Here is a 16,351-nt window from a genome sequence, read left to right on the forward strand (position 1 = left end):
CTGCAATGTGAACCCCCGCCGGACGGATTCATATCGCGCACCGCCCGTCTTCATCCACCGCGCAATCGGCCGCCCACCCACGGAGAGTCGAACAACCGGAACCGAGAGTCATTCACCGGCCACGAACAGGCTTTTCGCGCTTTTTCTTTCGCGAGGAATCCAAGCGCATAAACCCTCGAACCTCGGGTAGGACCCACCATCACCGCGACCCCCATCACGCCGAACTGACCCTGGGCGATAATTCATACACGGAGCGCACGAAACAAACAGAGAGATGGGCACTGAATGCGCGTTGTTCTTGGGTTCGATTCCTCGTGTTCGACCTGCGCCAGGATTTCCCGTTCGATCACGGAGGAGGTCGGTGATCTGATCGAGGCGGTGCCCCTGACCTCCCCGGAGATGGAGACCTGGCGCAGGGACGAGTTCGGTGCCGACGCTCCGTGGGCACCGACTCTCGTCCGGTCCGAGGGCGGGCGGACCAAGGTGAGTGTGGGATGGCGGATCGCTCCCGCTCTGGCACGGCACCTGGGGGTCACGCGCACCTGGCGGATTCTCGCGCTGCTCGGGCGTGACGCCCTGGACCAGCGCCACACGGCGCCTTCCTTCGTCAGCCGGAGCACCTTCATCCGTGCGGGCCTGGGTTCTTTCGTCGGCCTCACCGTGCTGGCCAAGAGTGGGACGGCGACAGCGGGCACGGCCTCGGCCGAAAGCCCGGTGAAAGTGGAGGTTCTTCACGGTGAGGAACTGATCGCGGCGGCCCGCGAGGGGCTGGCCACCGGCGACGTGGCCAACGTCGCCGAACCACGTTCCTTGGTGACGGCAGCCGCGGGACCACCGGCCTCGGTGATGGACATCGACGGATCCCACCTGCGGGAATCGAGCGAGAACACCGGGGTGGAACCCCCTCCCGACGGAGAACTCGAAGTCTACGGAGCCCGGGTCACCCACCAGGACGGAGTGGTCGAGACGGGGCTGATGTACTACCAACACGACCAGCGCACCCTCCTGCACACCCGCTTCCTCAGCCGCGAGGTCAACGGTCTGAACACGATGACGCACCGGCTCCACGTGGACCACGAAGCGGGCGACGAGGGACCGAAGCTGACCACGGTGGCCTGGAGCTTCAACGGGGCCGAACCCTGGGAGGTGCCCGACACCGACGGGGACACGCTCTCCTCCGACCCGTGCGGCCCCTGCACCGGCCCGCCCGGGAATCCCTCGGGCGGACGGCTCCAGCAGGCCTGCAATTGGGAGGCCACCTGGCAGTGCATGCTGTCCGCGGGCGAATGCGGTCTCTGCGCCGCCTCCTGCACGGGCGGCTGGTTCGCCTGCACCGCGTGCATGGTCACCAACTGCGTGGGCGCCTACAACGACTGTTGCACCTCGACCACCCCGGTGTGCGGCCCCTGCGGGCTCCCCACCTGATCCGATGCGATATGAGAGATCGGGAGGCCGTAGGGATGGACGGGAACACACAGGGCGGTCCGGCGATCGTGCGAGGCCCGCTCGCGGGCGTCGCCGACCTCTTCCCAGCGCACACGAACCGCGTGCTGATCCTGAGCGACGAGCACGTCGGTTCGACGCTCGGACACGCGGCCACGATCGCGGATGTGCTCAGCGGCCAAGGCCACGCCGTGGAGACCACGACCCTGCGGTCCGGGGACCTGGGGACAGTGTGTTCCGCGTTGGCGGCCCATGACGCGCTGCGATCGTGGCGGGCCGACCTGTGTGTCGCGCTCGGCGGCGGTTCGGTGATCGACGCGGCCAAACTGGCCCGTGCGGCCTTCCGTGCCCCCTGGGTCCTGGATCGCATGGTGTGGACACGATCCGCGGGGCGGGTCACGGCGACGGTTCAGCCGACCGCCACCCCCTCTTTGGTGGCCGTTCCCACGAGACCGGGAAGTGCGGCGGAAGTGTCGCCCCGGGTCGCGCTCGCACCGCGCCCCGGGGCGTCCCGACGCCTCATGGACAGCGCGGCTCTCGTTCCCGACGCCGTTCTCGTTGATCCGGCCCCCTCCGCCGCGCTCCCCTCCCAGGCATGGTCGGAATCGTTGGCGGAGATCCTGTTCCGTGTGGTCGGCCCCTTCCTCACGACCCGACACAGCACGAGGGAACAGGATCAGGAAGCGATCAGCCTGATGACCGAGCTGGTGCGTATCGGAGAACAGGTGCTCCGCGACGGAAGTCCCCCTCCGGGACGGCGCGCGGACGTGTTCGCACTGAGCTCGCGGACCGTGCTGGGCTCCCACAGCCGGGGGTGGTACCCGGGGCTGCCGGCCTGGTGGTGTGTCCAGAACTCCGTCTGCGCGCACACCGGCATCACCAAGGGACACCTGACGGCCTTGGCCCTACCGGAGCTGTTCGACCGGATCGAGGGAGGCGACACCTCCTGGGGGTGTCCGCAACGCTGGCGACAACTGAAGGAGGCCGGACTCGCCGCACGGTTGAGGGACTATTGCGCGCGGTTCAGGGAGAACGCCCCGCCTCAGGAGGACTGGGACGACGCGGACCTCACTCTCTGGGCGCGCGATGTCCTACGTCTGTGGGCCGGGCACCACCCGGACGTGGCCGGGATGGGGGCGCAGGGAATCGAAGCCCTGTTGCGGGGCATCCGCGCCACCGCATGACGGCCGGCGAGCACGCCCATCAGACCGCCCCCGGACCCCGGGCACTCTCGGTGAGGAACACCCACAGGGACACCCCCGTACTTCGCCCTCCCGAGGACGACGAACTCCGCTCCCTGGCGGAGCTACGGTGGCGCTGGATCCTTGAGAACGGGGGGACCCCCGAGATCGATGCCGAGGAGTTCGCCCACGCTTTCGTGCGGTGGGTCCCGGCCCACGGCTCCACGCACCGACCCCTGATCATGCTCCGCGGCCCCGAGGTCATCGGCATGGCCTGGCTCGCACTCGTACCCCGGGTACCCACCCCGCTCGCCTTCGATCGCCGTTCGGGCGACGTCCAGTGTGTCTACGTGGTGCCGTGGGAGCGGGGCCACGGCCACGGTGGCCGTCTGGTCGAGGCCGTGCTCGACCTGGCCCGGGACCTGGGTCTGGAGCGGGTCACGGTGCACTCCAGCGACAAGGCGATCCCGACCTACCGACGCCACGGGTTCGAGGTCTCACCGCGGATGCTGCACACCGAGATCTCCCTCGGCGAGGACTGAGGTACCGGTCCACTGCCCCCGGTGCCGGCCACTGCCCTCATCGACATCGACCCGCACGGCCCCGGATCTCTCCGGGCCGGCACCCACGCCCCCTGGCACGGTGGTGCGCCGTTACCGGGCCCGCGGCCACGGCGACCCGGCGACCCGGCGACCCGGCGACCGGATGATCGCCCAGGGGAGAACCGTTCGGTGACGAGGGGTGTCCCATGTGTCGACATCCCTCGTTCGACAAGGACCTCCGTGCGGCACACGACGCGAATCGCCCTGCTCCCCCTCGCCCTCCTCCTGCCCCTGACCGCCTGCGACAGCCCCCGGCTCCAGTTGGAGAGCAGTGAACGGCTGAACGACCTGCTGCCGTCCTCCTCCGACTACCCGGACGGTCTGAGGGTGGAGAGCATCGACGTCGACGAGTTGAACGGCGAATCCACCTCCGGCACGGACTTCGACTCGGTCTCACCCGCCGCCTGCGACGAGGCCCTGGCGAGCGGCCCGGGCGAGTTCCCCACGGAGGCCGTCCAGGGCGCCGGGCAGGTGGCCGTGGCGGATTCCTCCGACGCACTCGCCGTCTACAGCTACGTCCTGGTCTCCGGTGACTTCGACGCGGACGTCGACGACACCGCCTACGAGACGATGCTCGACTCCTGCTCGTCCATGACGGTGGTCAACGAGGGCATCCAGTTCAAGGGTGGCCTCGAGCGCGCCGAGTCCTCCGCGCTTCCCGAGGACGACCAGAAGTTCACCATGAACCTGTCCGCCGAAGGCATGGACATGGTGATGTGGACGGCCTGGGGCCAGGTCGAGGACGTGTACTTCGTCCTGATCGGCATGGACCTGGGCACGGGATCCTCCTCGAACACCCCCGCCCTGGCCGCGGAGTGCTACGAGAACGGCGTGGACCAGGAGTGCCTGGACCGAATCCAGGAGGAGGCCGACGCCGAGGCGACCGCGGCCAAGGAGGAGCGGTTCGAGGAGATCCTGGACACGGCCATGGAGTCCCTCGTCGACCACGTCTGAGGGCACGGCGCGCCGGTCCGTCCGCCTCCGGTGAGCGGGCCGTGATCCCTCCACGCTCGCAGCGGTGTCCCCGCGGCCCGGCCCGAGGACCCCTCCGGTTCTTTCAGGGCCAACCTCCCCCGGCCTCACCCGCCCCGGGCCGACCGTGGCCTCACTCCGGTTCGGCGGGGGCCGCCGCGGGACGGCGCGCGCCCAGGGCGCTCAGCGCGCACAGGACGCCGAACCCACCGGCGACCAGAAGCGCGGCCATGCGGTCGGCCTCGGTGGGAAGACCGGCCCCGAAGATGAGGGCGTCGCCGAGGTCGGAGGCCACGCGGATACCGATCGCGGTCAGCAGGGGCCACCCCGCCGGGACGCACATCATCGCGACGCCGCAGGCCAGGTCGCGCACGAGCATGGTGCGGGTGAGCAGCGCCAGGTCCGGATCGGCGGCGCCCTGTGACAGCCCGAGGGCACCGGTCATCACCTCCGGACTGACCAGGACGAGGAGGGCGTAGCCGACGGTCACCGCCCCCATCACCCGGGGAAAGGCGCGCAGGAGGGTCGACCCGAGACCGGATCGGGGTGCTGTGGTGCCGCCCCCTCGGGTGGGGTCGCGTTCAGAGCTCACAGGGCGGGGTCCGTTCTCGTCGTCGGTCACGCGTGCCGTGGGGCGTCAGTCCTCCGGTGCGTCCACCGCCATGGCCCATCGGATTCCGCCCACCATGACGCCCGCCGCGAGGGGGCCGAGCACGGATCCGGGGCCGGAGGGCTCAGGCAGGTCGAGTTCGCGGCGCGCCCACGGTGGCAGTCCCTGGACCGCTCCGGTCGCCAGCGCGGCGTAGGCCGGGCGGGCGACCGGTGGCAGGGGCGGCCGGTGCAGCAGGAAGCGGACCGTCTCCCGGGCCTGTGCGGTCCCCCTCAGTTCGGGTCGGTACTCCGACAGCCGCTCCCGCAGGGCGGCGATGCTGCGCGGCGGGTCGATCACACCCAGGGCCTCGGCCACCCACGCGGTGTCGGCCACGTAGGCGTCGCATCCGGCCGGGTCCAGGGGCCGCGCGCCGTAGCGCTGGTGGCACCAGAGAAAGCTCTCCACCTCGGCCACGTGCACCCAACCCAGGAGATGGGGATCGTCCGCGCGGTAGTCGCGCCCGTCGGGGGCCGTGCCGCGCACCGCGCCGTGGACACGGCGCACCCGCTCCACCGCGCTCGCCGCGTCGGCGTCGGTGCCGTAGGTGGTCACCGCCAGGAAGGTGCTGGTGCGCTGCAGCCGACCCCAGGGATCTCCGCGGTACCCCGAGTGCGCGGCGACCGCCGCCATCGCCAGGGGGTGCAGGGACTGCAGGAGCAGTGCGCGCACGCCACCGACGAACATCGCCGCGTCACCGTGCACGCGCCGGATCGGACGGTCGGGACCGAACCGGCGCGGGCCCGGCGCACCGTGGATACGGGCGCGGTTGGCGGGGCCCTCCGGTCCGGCCACACGAGCGAACAACCACGCGCCGGCACGCGCGCGCAGCGTACGGTCGGCGGCCTCTCGCGCGACAGCGGAATCAGTCATGACTCCAGTATGCGACCGGCGTCTCTGTGGCGGTGGGCGGCACCGGGCACGCTTCCACGTGGAATCCCGGTTCGGCGGTGGGCCGACGGGCAGGGGGCTCGTACACCACGACGTCGCTCACGGCCCGGGTTCCCACGCGGGGAACGGAATCGGTTCAGCTCCCACAAATAAGTTTGGAAAGTGAGATACTCGGTATACGAGTAATACTGCTCAACAGTCGGCGGCGCTCGCGCAGGGCGCCGGCCGACCGCTCACCAGCGCTCCTGCGCACAAGGGGGAAGCCATGACCACCGCCACACCCGCACACACCCCATCGACCACCGCCTCGGTCGTCGCGGCCGTCGTGTTCGCCGCCGCCGTCACCGCGGCCGCACTCGTGGGCGTCCTCTCCAACCCGGGGACCGCCGGAGACTACGCGGCCCTCCAACAACCTTCATGGGCACCGCCGTCCTCGGTGTTCGGCCCGGTGTGGACGGTCCTGTACGCGATGATCGCCGTTTCCGGCTGGCTCGTCTGGCGTCGGCGTGGATGGCGGGAGGGGCGGACCGAACTGTCCCTGTTCGCCGTCCAGTTGCTGTTGAACGCGGCCTGGTCGCCGCTGTTCTTCGCCGCTGGGCTCCGTGGCACGGCCCTGATCGACATCGTGCTGCTGTTGGCGACCCTGGCGGTGACCATCGTCCTGTTCGCCCGGGTGTCCCGTTGGGCCGCGGCCCTGCTGGTCCCCTACTGGGCCTGGGTGGCGTTCGCGACCGCGCTCAACTTCTCCATCTGGCAGCTCAACATCGGGAGTTGATCCCCACCACGTTCGGCCGAGGCGGCGCTTCCCGTGTCACCCCGAGGACGGAGGGCCGCGATCGGCCGTCGTGCACCACGCGGGCGCGCCGGCATGCGAACCTGGTCGTGGGTGACGCGGGGATCCGTCGCCCTCACCAATGGTTCGCGAGCGAGGCCCAGACCGGGGGGCGACAATGGCGTCGGACGCACCTGCCACGCAATCCACGGCGTTGGCGGCCATCGAGGAGTTCCTCACCGGCCGCTTGGAGAGCACCCAGAACGCGTCACGCGCCGCACGGGCCTCGGGCACCGACCCGGGCGGCACCGGTAGGGAACTGGAATCACTCCGCGCCCGAGAGCTGTCCGACTGGCAGGAGCGGGGTTTTCTCAGCCACCTCAACGCCGCCGCGGTGATCGAGGAGTACTACGGGCACCGCATCGCGCAGGCCAGGCGCGACCTCAGGCGCGAACGCCCCGCGCGCAAAGAGCGTTACGCGCGGGCCCGGGACACCTACCGCCGCATCGTCGCGGAGCGCCAGGCCGTCCACCTCTGGCTGCTGGACCAGGGCTGGGACACCAATCTCAACAACGCGGTCACCGAGGAGGCGGACGGGGTCGCCGGCCACTACTGGACCCGCGACCCCGACCGGCTCTGACCACAGCGATGTCGCGTCCCTGCAGCCAAAGCCGGCGTCCGCTCCGAAGACGGGTCTCGTCCGAGCCTCCGCCGCACTCATCCTTCCAGGATTTCTCCCGCCACCACGTCGGGCTCGGACAGACTGCGCCAGGCAGGAACCCGTACCGTGCGCACTCCCGAGACCGAGGCGAAGAGGGCCGCCTGGTCGAGGGTCCGCTGCAGTGTCCGTCCCGGAGCGGGCGCGGCGGTGGACCCCACACCGGCGCGGTCCACGATCACGGCCGTGTCCGCGTGCTCTCCAGGCACGAGCAGGTCGCACGAGTACCCCTCGACACGCTGGCCGACCCTCGGGCCCCGACCGCGCGCGGTGAGCGCCTCGAACAGCAGGCTGCCCGCCTCGTCGAGCATGCCGGCACCCGGATCATCATCCTGTGCCGCCAGGTCCCCCAGCAGCCCTCCCTGACCGGCCAAGTACTCGCGGTCGCCGACCACGTACAGGCGTGAGCGGGCTCGGGTGACGGCCACGTTCCACAGGTTCTGCTGCTGGCGCGCCCAGTCGCCGCTGCTCCGGTGGACGCCGGCGGCCGCCGCGGGCGAGACGACCACGACGTCGCGCTCCCCGCCCTGGAAGCGGTGGGCCGTTCCCACACGGATACGATCGGCGGCGCCGTCGCCGAGCTTCTCCTCGATGAGACGGACCTGTGGGGCGAACGGCGAGACCACGCCGATGCTCGCCTCAGGGGGCAGGGACCGCCAAAGCTTGCGGAGCAGGTCCAGAACCGCCTCCGCCTCATCCCTGTTGAGGCAGGAACGCCCTCGGGGGCGTTCACAGGCACCGCGCACGTCGATCCACTGCACCGCGGGGTCGCCCGGTGCGGCGAGGGTGGCGGTGTCGGTGCGCACGGCCAGGCGTTCGCCGTAGAAGCGGCGGTTCACCGGCGCGACGATGTCGGGGTGGCAGCGGTAGTGCTCGTCCAGCCACAGCACCTCACCACCGCCCGCGACCAGTGCGGACGCAGCCGAGTGGTACGCGGAGGAGGCGGCGAAGGAGAGTGACCGCTCCTCCGTCTCCGCCACCGGAAGACCGTGGACGGACAGGATCCGCCGATCGTCCTGCGCGGTCATGGGATTGACCGGCTGCAGCTGGTAGGGGTCCCCGATCACGAGGGCCCGCCGCGACCGGTAGAGCAGCGGTACCAGGTCCGCCACCGTGCACTGGCTGGCCTCGTCGATCACCACCAGGTCGAACAGTCCGGGCTCGGGCGGGAAGACCCCGCGCACCGACCGTGACGTGGTGGCCCACGCGGGCACGGTGCGCACCAGCGCCTTCATGCCCTTCCAACCGCTCTGACCAGAGGCGAGGTTGCGCAGGCGTGCCTCGACCGCGGTCCTCCCCCGGCGCAGCGAGTCCGCAACCCGGCCCAGCAGGAACTCCGTGCTCGCCCCGCGCCGCTCCTCCCGTAGGCCGCGCATCCTGTGCGCCGTCTGCTCGGGTCTCGGCTCCCGCGCGGCCCGCTCGCACAGGTCCCGCCACTCGTTCTCCGTGGTCAGGAACGCCAGGATGCTGGACAGCTCCTGATCCGTTCCGGGGATGCCGAGCCCTCGACGTGTCAGCCACCGGTGCCACCAGCCCGCCCAACGCGACTCCAGCGACGCTTCCACCCGGTGGGTCCAGCGGCTCCGGTCGCGCGGCCCCTCGAAGACGGACGGGGACACCGCTGTCGGCAGAGCCTTGCGCAGTCGGTTCCGCGCCCCGGCCAGCAGCGCCAGACGCCGCTCCACCTGTTCCGCCGCCGCCAGCTCGTGACGGCCCGCCTCCAAGGCCCGCTGGTGGACCACCAGGCGCGCGTGCGCGGTGGCCGGATCCACGGCGCCCCACTCCGCGGCCAAGAGCGCGTTGAGGATCTCGGGCTCGCGGGCACGCTTTTCCTGGTTCCCGGTACGCACCATCAGATCCGCGTCCGGCCCCAGCTTGTTGACCCTGGTGACCACTTCGTCCACGGCCGTGTTGTTGGTGGAGGCGACCAGAACCGACTGTCCCGACGCGACGGCCGTGGTCACAACGGAGGTGATCAGTTCACTCTTACCGGTTCCGGGAGCGCCCGTTGCCACGGTCAGAACCTGGTTCATGGCGCAGGAGAGGATCTCCTCCTGCGCGGTGTTGCTGCGGCCGGTCACCACGGGCAGGATCGGCCCCGCACCGCCGTCAGCCGGACGGACGCCGGACAGGGCACCGAGCGCGGTCCCGGCGATCGTCTCGAGGCGGATTCCTCCACCGCTCCGGTCGAGGTCGCCGAGCAGCTGTTTGACGGCCGCGCCGGCGGGGTCGCCCCGGTAGAGGACGGCGGCGTTCTGAGCGCCACGGCGCGCGCCGTGCCGGACGTCCAACGACGTGCGCAGCTCACCCGCGATCAGGTCGTCGACCCTGGAGAGGCGCAGACGGTCGCAGACCGTGCGCGCCTTGTCGGCCAGACCCGAGACGCCACCCCCGTCCCAGTCGACCTCGAACCAGGTGACCAGTTCCTCGATGTCGGCCTCGTCCAGGCCCGCGGCCGAGACCAACAGCTCCCGGTTGAGCTCCGGTTCACCGACGGGCACCAGGAAGCGCTCGTCGCCCTCCTCCTCGACTTCCACGTCCATGACGAACAGTGGGGCGAGCTTGGCCTTGCGGCCGCGGCCGCGCTCGGAGCGCACCGGATCGAAGAGCACCGCCGGATAGCCGTAACGCAGGGGGCGGCCCTCGCCCACCGCCTCCCGGGCCAGGCCCTCGGCCCTCCCAGTCAACCGCCACCGGTCCTTCGCCCTGCTGAGGAGCACCTCCGAGCCCATCTCGCAGACCGCCGCGTCCCGCCCGCTCGCGTCCGGCAGCTGCTGCAACACGCTCTGCCGCATGAGGCAGTCACGCAGGTAGTCGAGGTAGGGACCCCACCCCCACACTGCGCGTTCCCCACGGTGGCCGCTCCCGGCAGCGTGGTCCTTCTCCCCGGCGGGGGCCTCTGGGCGATTCTGCCCGTCGCTACCTTCCCCCTCGGCGCCGGCCGCCCCGGAAGCCGTCGGCAGGTCCGCGGCGGTCGCCGAACCCGTGTGCCGCGCCAGCACCAACGACCCGCGCACCCCCAGGGAGGAGACCGTGACACGTTGGCCCTCGACGTGGTCGACCTCGCGGTGGACGTGCTGGTAGAGGTCGACCGCGTCGATCCACCCGTCACCGTTGGAGTCGGTGGCCGCCCCCGCCAGACCGCGGACGACAGAGGCGCTGAAGGGGGACGGTCGCACACCCGCGCTGTTGTCGCCCTCCCGGGCCAGCTCCAAAGCGCCCGAGGCGGCGATCACGTAGGTCCCCGCCCCATCGCTGAGCTGGCGTTCCAGGTCGAGGGGTTCCGGTTCCCCACCACCTGCGGACCTGGTCGCGAAGCTGTCGGCGAACGCCCCGCCGTGGCAGCAGTCCAGCAACAGGACTTTCCTGCGCATCCGGGAGTCCTCCAGCAAGCGTTTGAGGACCTCGGCGGACAGCCCAGTCGTCTCCAGTCGCTTGCGACGCGTGTCCCGCAAGGCCAGGTGCAACCGGCCCCGCTTGTCCTTCACGCCGTGCCCGGAGAAGGAGACGAGGAGGAGGTCGTCGGGCTTACCCTCGGACAGCGCCGTCTCCAGGGCCTCCATGGCCTCGTGACGGGTGGGGTCCAGCAAGGGTTGGACCCGGTCGTAGTGGCCGTTGGCCTTGAGGACCCGTTCGATGGCATGGACGTCGGCGTGCGGTGAGTGGAGCGGGGCCAGGTCGTCGTAGCGGTTGACACCCAGGAGGATCGCGGTGCGCCTCACGCCGCCCCCGCCCCGGGCTCGGCGTCGGAACCGTCCGCGCGCAGAGCTCGGACGATGCCCTCGACCTCGGCCGACGACACCCTCCCCTGCACGGTGACCTTGGATTCCCCGAGTTCCACCGTCACGGACCTCTGGCCGCTCTGTTCGATCCACGCCCCGACGAGGGAGACGAGGGCGGCGAGAACGGGCTTGAGCAGGGCTCCGGTCACCAGCACCGCCCCGGCGAGGATCGCGGGATCGGCCGACCGGGTTCCGGAAGCTGCCATCCCTTCCGCGGCCCGCACCTCGTCGACATCCAGGTCCTCGAGCAGCAACCGAAGCTCGCGTGTGTGCCGCTCCGCCTCCTCCTCAGTGACGTCGTCCTCGAAGTCGACCCTGGCCACCAGCTCACTCGGCTCCACGCGCGCCCTCTCCGGTTCTCCCGCGGACGGCCGCTCGGTCACGGCCCGCTGACACTCCGCCACGCAGGTTGTACCAGCCGGGAACGTCGTCAGGCAGGGGCTTGTGAGCACTGACCGGAACCGGCCATGCGACACGACAGGTCCGACCGTCCCAAGTCACCCTGACGCTCGTGGAACCAGGACCTCGTGAGAGCCGAACCGGGCGCGATCCGCGATCAGGAGGCACCATAGTGGGCACGCACCTTGTTGAGCTGTCCCAGCCAGAACTCCGTCTTCTGGTCATTGTTGGGGTTCGGTGTCAACAGGCCCCGATGCGCCGCCAGGGCATAGAATCCGGGTCCCGGGTCATTGGTGCCTTTCTGATACATGATGGCCGAGATCATCGCCTGCACGTCCGGCCAGGTCCGGTCGACCGCCTCCCCCAGTAGCTCACCAACGGCGGAGCGATCCGCTACTTCAGAGAAGTCGAAGGGAAGTTGTCCCGTCCGCTCGACGAGCGCACGGTTCAGGTCGGTGTAGGTGACGCGCCCCTCCGTGGCAGCCCTCTCTTCGAGGAAGACCACAGTCTCGGCAACCAACTGCTCCCACTGGACCTCGGTCCTGCCAAACATGATTCCTCCCGGGGGATCGGCCACCGCCCACATCCGGCGACGCAGTGGTGCGAACCTACCCAAGGGCACTGACGTTCGGGGACCCCGATTCCTCGCCGAAGCCGTTGGTCGAGGCTTCCAGATACCTCGGTGGGGTCCAACCGGTTTTCGATGACCTCAGGGAAATCTGGACCCGACTCATGTGACAATCCAGCCAAAAGACATCATTGCCTCCATGAAGGCATATGTTGGAGTCACAGACCTCGCGTGGGCCGAATTCCTCGCACGGAGACCTCACCTGAGAGAGATCAACTTCTGGCGTCCCTCCTCGAACCAGGTCTTCAGACGGATCGGGCTGGGCGACCTGTTCCTCTTCAAGACCCGTTACCCACACAATCGGGTCGTGGGCGGCGCCGTGTTCAGCGGTTTCACTCAGACCCCGCTCTCCAGAGCCTGGGCGGCCTTCGGTGAGGGAAACGGCAGAAGCAGTCTGGAAGAGCTTCGCGAGGCCCTCAACCGGTACCGCCTCAAGGAGGGCAACCCGGTCATCCGAGTCGGTGAGGACCCACTGATCGGCTGTGTCATGCTGCGCGACCCGGTGTTCTTCGACGGCGAGACCTTCGCCCCACCCCCGGACTTCGCGAGCAACCTGGTCCAGGGCAAGGGGTACGACGACGTCACGAACTCAGCGCACTCCGCGTACTTCACCCCGATCGCCGAGCGCATCCTCTCCACGGACGAGGACGTTCACTTCGGCGATCCGATGGAGAACACCCACACTTGGGCGTTTCCAGGTCCCACCCGAGGTCAACCCGTACCTGTGCGTCGGCGCTATGGACAGGAGGCGTTCAAGCTCGTACTCCTCGACTCCTACGAAGGCAGGTGCGCGGTAACCGGAGTCGACGTGGCACCGACCCTGGAGGCGGCCCACATTCACCCAGTGAGTGCGGGAGGGCTGCACCGCCTGGACAACGGGCTGCTTCTGCGCGCCGACATTCACAAACTTTTCGACTCCGGCTACTTGGGGATCTCCCCGCAGTTCAAGGTCCGGGCGAGTCCGGCTCTGGCGAGCCACTCCGGAGCGGGCGAGTACTACGCGTCGCTCGCGGGCAGGGACATCAGTCTGCCACCACGAAAAGCCGACCGTCCCAGCAGAGATGCCCTGGGTTGGCACCAGGAAGAAGTGTTCCTCGCCGGTGAGCGAAGGTGACAGGGGCACTGTTGGAGACCCCACCTGAAGGAGTCCGGCCAGGAAGTCACCGTCCGTCACTCCAGAGCCAGTCGGGTTCCAGGTTGGCCGTCAGATGGTCCTGCAGGGCGTCCTTCACCAAGGGCCGCAGGCAACACTGAGCGACCCGGAGGTGAGCCCCCGGATCAGGGCAGATCAGAACAGCCAGGACACGCACATGCAGAACCGCTGTCCCCAGGTCGGCGCCGAGGATCAGCTGCAAGCCCTTCCAGACGAAGCCCAGAGTGGCTTCCGCGAGTCTGGCACGCACAGGACCCCAATGAGCGGCGTCCTCGTGTTCCAGCACCGCGTCCTTGAGCCCTTCGGGAGTTTTGTCCAGCAGATCGGCGCCGTGATCGAGAAAGTTGGCGATTTCGGCAAGGAGGTCACACCAGAAGTGCCCTGCCATCGCCTTGCCGTACTCGGCCAGAGCCGGGTCCTCCCTCGCCCGTTCTTGGGCGAAGGCACGCAGGTCCTTGTCGAAGACCTGTTCATTGAGTCGTCGGCCGATCCTTTCGACCCGTTCGACGGTGCCTGGATTCTCGGACAACCACGCGACCAGAGCCGCGACCGCGACTCTGCCGCCGGCCTGCCTGAGGTACTTGGTGGGAGCCCTTCGGTGGTTCTCCCGAAACTTCCTCGATTGCTCCCACCATTCCCTCTCGGCGGGGTCGCGCAGCTCTCGGACCCCCGCATCACCTCTGCGCGCCCTCTCGATGTGGCCGGACCAACCGTGAGCACTGCCGCCACAGGATGAGCAGACGCATTTGGGGTTGACAGCCTGCTCACATCGCTGGCTGTGGCGAGGGGATGTGCTCACTGAACCTCCGGGCGAGGGGAGATCGACGCGGAGTCGGTCGACCGTTTTCCACGGTCTCCCGAGGTGAGTGGTGCGGGGTATCCCGGGGGCGGACACATCCGTGTGTCCGGGGCGGCAGGCCTCCCTTGCCTCGCCCGGCCTTTCACACCTCCCGGCACCCACTCAACGGTCCTCGGAATACTCGCCGTTCACCTGGGGGACCTCTCAGAACAATGGCAGGGCCTCACCAGCCGGAGATGCCGGACGCTTCTTCTTTCCTCCCCGGGAACGGTTACGCGACTGACGTTGAGCGGCGGTCTCATCACCGGTTTCCACAGCGACGACGGTTCCGTGGCCTTCTTTGACTCTGTTCGTAACCACGCGGTCCAGGTCCTGCACCGTCGCGTGACCGAGAACAGGACGGTGTGCCAGCCCGGTACCGGCTACTGATCGGCACGCACTCGCGTCTCGCGCCCCTCCCCCACCACTGGACCCAAACCGTAATGTGCATCACATTTTCAACCCTCAAGGGCCCTACAGTTCCCCAGCGGTTTGACAGCCCGTTCACCATTCCCCCGCCGTCGCTTCGGCACGAGGATGACCGACGTGATCGACCGCCCGACCAGCGGTAACGACCCCACCAACGCGGAATGTCACCCTGCCACTGGACGACCGCGCCCAGCCCTTGGAGACGCCCTCGTCTCCCGGTGAGAATTCGGCACTGGTTGCCCCAACCCCCCGAGGAGTCCCATGGCACTGGGAATCATAGGCATCGTCACGTCCTTGCTCCTGCTCATCACCCTTGCCTACCGCGGTGTCCCCGTCATCCTCGCCGCGCCCCTCGCCTCGGCGGTCGCGGTGCTCTTCTCCGGGGCCCCGATCCTGGCCTCCTACACCGAGATCTTCATGCCGGCGATGGCCGGTTTCGTCGGCAGCTGGTTCCCGGTGTTCCTGTTCGGTGCGATCTTCGGTGTCCTGATGACCGTCACCGGCTACGCGGAGAGCATCGCCCGCACCGTGACGAAGCTGGTGGGTTCGCGGAGCGCGATCGCGGCGACGATCGTCACTTCGGCCCTCATGACCTACGGGGGCGTCAGCCTCTTCGTCGTGGCCTTCGTGATGTACCCCCTGGCACGCGAGCTCTTCCGGGTCGCCGACATCCCCCGCCGCCTCATTCCCGCGACCATCGCGCGCTCGAGTACCGGCGCACCGCCCTGATCCGCAAGGGTGAGAGCTTCGACAGTCCCGAGAGCGCGCGTGCGGTCGGCGGGGCCTCCGACGACGGGGCCGGACACCAGGTCACCGCACTCGCACCGGCGAACCGCTTCGTTCCCTTCCTGCCGCTGCTCACCGTCTTCGCCGTGAACTTCGCGTGCACCCTGCTCATCTTTCCGGCACTCGACTGGTCCTATCTGGCCGACGAGAAGTTCGGCGGAATCACCATCGACCAGCGCCTCGGGCGGTGGGCCGTGCTGTTGGGGATCATCGCGGCGATCCTCGTCCTGGTCGCCCTCAACGTCCGCCAGCTCGCCACGTTGTGGACCGGCTGCGTCGACGGGGCCAAGCGGTCCATGCTCCCGATCTTCAGTACCGCCTCCGAGGTGGGTTACGGCGCGGTCGTCGCCTCGGTCGCCGCTTTCGCCGTCGTCCGCGACTCGGTCTTCGGCCTCGGTGTGAGCGCTCTGTGGACCTCGGTCCTGTCCGTGTCCATCACCGCCGGTCTCACCGGTTCCTCCTCGGGCGGTATGACGATCGCGCTCAACGCCCTCGGTGACGACCTGCGGACCATGGCCGAGCAGGAGGGCGTGAGTATGGAGGCGATGCACCGGCTGACGGCCATGGCGGCGGGCGGTCTCGATACCCTGCCGCACTCCGGCGCCGTGGTGACCCTGCTCATCGTCTGTGGGCTCACCCACCGCCAGTCCTACAAGGACCTCGGTGTCGTGACCCTGGTCATCCCGGTCTTCGTGGTCATCGCACTCGTGAGCCTGGTGTCCGTCGTCGGATCGTTCTGAGCCGTGGGTAGGAGGGCTCTCCCGTAGGGTTCGTGCCCCCTCGACGTGGTCGACCACCCGGTGGACATGCTGGTGGGGGTCGACCGCGTCGATCAACCCTTCGCCGTTGGAGTCAGTGGATGCCCCGGCAGCCCGCGCACCACGGAGACGGTGATCGGGGACGGGCTCGTCCCGCGCTGTGGTCCCCTCACGGGCCAGTCACGGGGGCCCGAGGCCGCGATCACGTAGGCCCCCGCTCCATCGTTGAGCTGGCGCTCCAGATCGAGGAGCTAGGGCCTGTTTTTTGAACGGGTCAGGTCGCGGAGCCAGATCCGTATCGAGGCGACCTGCACGGTCCCGTCGAAGATCGCAGCCCGCTTGTCGTAGCG

15 protein-coding genes are annotated in these 16,351 nt (G+C 69.2%); 9 read left to right on the forward strand and 6 right to left on the reverse strand.

What is annotated here, in order from left to right:
• Nucleotides 1-285: 285 nt before the first annotated feature.
• The 4 genes from DSY14_RS21340 (at nt 286) to DSY14_RS21355 (ending at nt 4,180) form a co-directional block, all read left to right on the forward strand.
• Nucleotides 286-1,425, forward strand: a complete 1,140-nt coding sequence (locus DSY14_RS21340; protein WP_211718387.1) for a hypothetical protein — start codon at nt 286-288, stop codon at nt 1,423-1,425.
• 35 nt (nt 1,426-1,460) lie between these two features.
• A complete protein-coding gene (locus tag DSY14_RS21345; RefSeq protein ID WP_211718388.1) occupies nt 1,461-2,627 on the forward strand; it encodes an iron-containing alcohol dehydrogenase in 1,167 nt (388 codons plus the stop codon).
• A gap of 50 nt (nt 2,628-2,677) precedes the next feature.
• On the forward strand, nt 2,678-3,166 hold the full coding sequence (locus DSY14_RS21350) for a GNAT family N-acetyltransferase (protein ID WP_307851294.1): 489 nt from the start codon (nt 2,678-2,680) through the stop codon (nt 3,164-3,166).
• A 240-nt stretch (nt 3,167-3,406) separates the two neighbouring features.
• Nucleotides 3,407-4,180 (forward strand): hypothetical protein, encoded by a 774-nt coding sequence (locus DSY14_RS21355; protein ID WP_211718390.1) that lies wholly within the window; start codon nt 3,407-3,409, stop codon nt 4,178-4,180.
• A 151-nt stretch (nt 4,181-4,331) separates the two neighbouring features.
• On the opposite strand, the gene DSY14_RS21360 is transcribed toward DSY14_RS21355, so the two are convergent.
• The gene (locus tag DSY14_RS21360; RefSeq protein WP_211718391.1) at nt 4,332-4,790 is read right to left on the reverse strand and encodes a hypothetical protein; all 459 of its coding nucleotides are present in this window, start codon (nt 4,788-4,790) and stop codon (nt 4,332-4,334) included.
• A gap of 45 nt (nt 4,791-4,835) precedes the next feature.
• Nucleotides 4,836-5,720: an oxygenase MpaB family protein gene (locus DSY14_RS21365; RefSeq protein ID WP_211718392.1), complete on the reverse strand. Its 885-nt coding sequence runs from the start codon at nt 5,718-5,720 to the stop codon at nt 4,836-4,838.
• Nucleotides 5,721-6,003: 283 nt separating this feature from the next.
• Here DSY14_RS21365 and DSY14_RS21370 point away from each other — a divergent pair, with 283 nt between their 5' ends.
• Together DSY14_RS21370 and DSY14_RS21375 are read left to right on the forward strand one after the other, a co-directional pair.
• Nucleotides 6,004-6,513, forward strand: a complete 510-nt coding sequence (locus tag DSY14_RS21370; protein WP_211718393.1) for a TspO/MBR family protein — start codon at nt 6,004-6,006, stop codon at nt 6,511-6,513.
• Nucleotides 6,514-6,688: 175 nt separating this feature from the next.
• On the forward strand, nt 6,689-7,150 hold the full coding sequence (locus DSY14_RS21375; RefSeq protein ID WP_211718394.1) for a hypothetical protein: 462 nt from the start codon (nt 6,689-6,691) through the stop codon (nt 7,148-7,150).
• Nucleotides 7,151-7,227: 77 nt separating this feature from the next.
• Here DSY14_RS21375 and DSY14_RS21380 read toward each other — a convergent pair whose 3' ends face one another.
• The 3 genes from DSY14_RS21380 to DSY14_RS21390 form a co-directional block, all read right to left on the reverse strand.
• Nucleotides 7,228-10,950: an AAA domain-containing protein gene (locus tag DSY14_RS21380; RefSeq protein WP_211718395.1), complete on the reverse strand. Its 3,723-nt coding sequence runs from the start codon at nt 10,948-10,950 to the stop codon at nt 7,228-7,230.
• Nucleotides 10,947-11,351 carry a hypothetical protein gene (locus DSY14_RS21385; protein ID WP_211718396.1) on the reverse strand — a complete coding sequence of 135 codons (405 nt, stop codon included), beginning with the start codon at nt 11,349-11,351 and terminating at the stop codon, nt 10,947-10,949. The genes DSY14_RS21380 and DSY14_RS21385 overlap by 4 nt, the downstream gene beginning before the upstream one ends.
• A gap of 215 nt (nt 11,352-11,566) precedes the next feature.
• Nucleotides 11,567-11,962 carry a hypothetical protein gene (locus DSY14_RS21390; RefSeq protein WP_211718397.1) on the reverse strand — a complete coding sequence of 132 codons (396 nt, stop codon included), beginning with the start codon at nt 11,960-11,962 and terminating at the stop codon, nt 11,567-11,569.
• Between the two features lie 214 nt (nt 11,963-12,176).
• Here DSY14_RS21390 and DSY14_RS21395 point away from each other — a divergent pair, with 214 nt between their 5' ends.
• Nucleotides 12,177-13,151, forward strand: coding sequence for an HNH endonuclease (locus DSY14_RS21395; protein WP_211718398.1), 975 nt, complete (start codon nt 12,177-12,179; stop codon nt 13,149-13,151).
• Nucleotides 13,152-13,197: 46 nt separating this feature from the next.
• Here the strand turns inward: DSY14_RS21395 and DSY14_RS21400 are convergent, their stop codons facing one another.
• Complete coding sequence (locus tag DSY14_RS21400) at nt 13,198-13,719, reverse strand: hypothetical protein (protein WP_249188232.1); 522 nt, start codon at nt 13,717-13,719, stop codon at nt 13,198-13,200.
• Nucleotides 13,720-14,718: 999 nt separating this feature from the next.
• On the opposite strand from DSY14_RS21400, the gene DSY14_RS28885 reads away from it, so the two are divergent.
• Nucleotides 14,719-15,186 carry a hypothetical protein gene (locus DSY14_RS28885; RefSeq protein ID WP_249188233.1) on the forward strand — a complete coding sequence of 156 codons (468 nt, stop codon included), beginning with the start codon at nt 14,719-14,721 and terminating at the stop codon, nt 15,184-15,186.
• A 143-nt stretch (nt 15,187-15,329) separates the two neighbouring features.
• A complete protein-coding gene (locus tag DSY14_RS28890) occupies nt 15,330-15,983 on the forward strand; it encodes a hypothetical protein (protein WP_249188234.1) in 654 nt (217 codons plus the stop codon).
• Nucleotides 15,984-16,351 lie beyond the last annotated feature (368 nt).

Source organism: Nocardiopsis sp. MG754419 (genome assembly GCF_018207095.1).
In the GTDB taxonomy this organism is placed as follows: domain Bacteria; phylum Actinomycetota; class Actinomycetes; order Streptosporangiales; family Streptosporangiaceae; genus Nocardiopsis.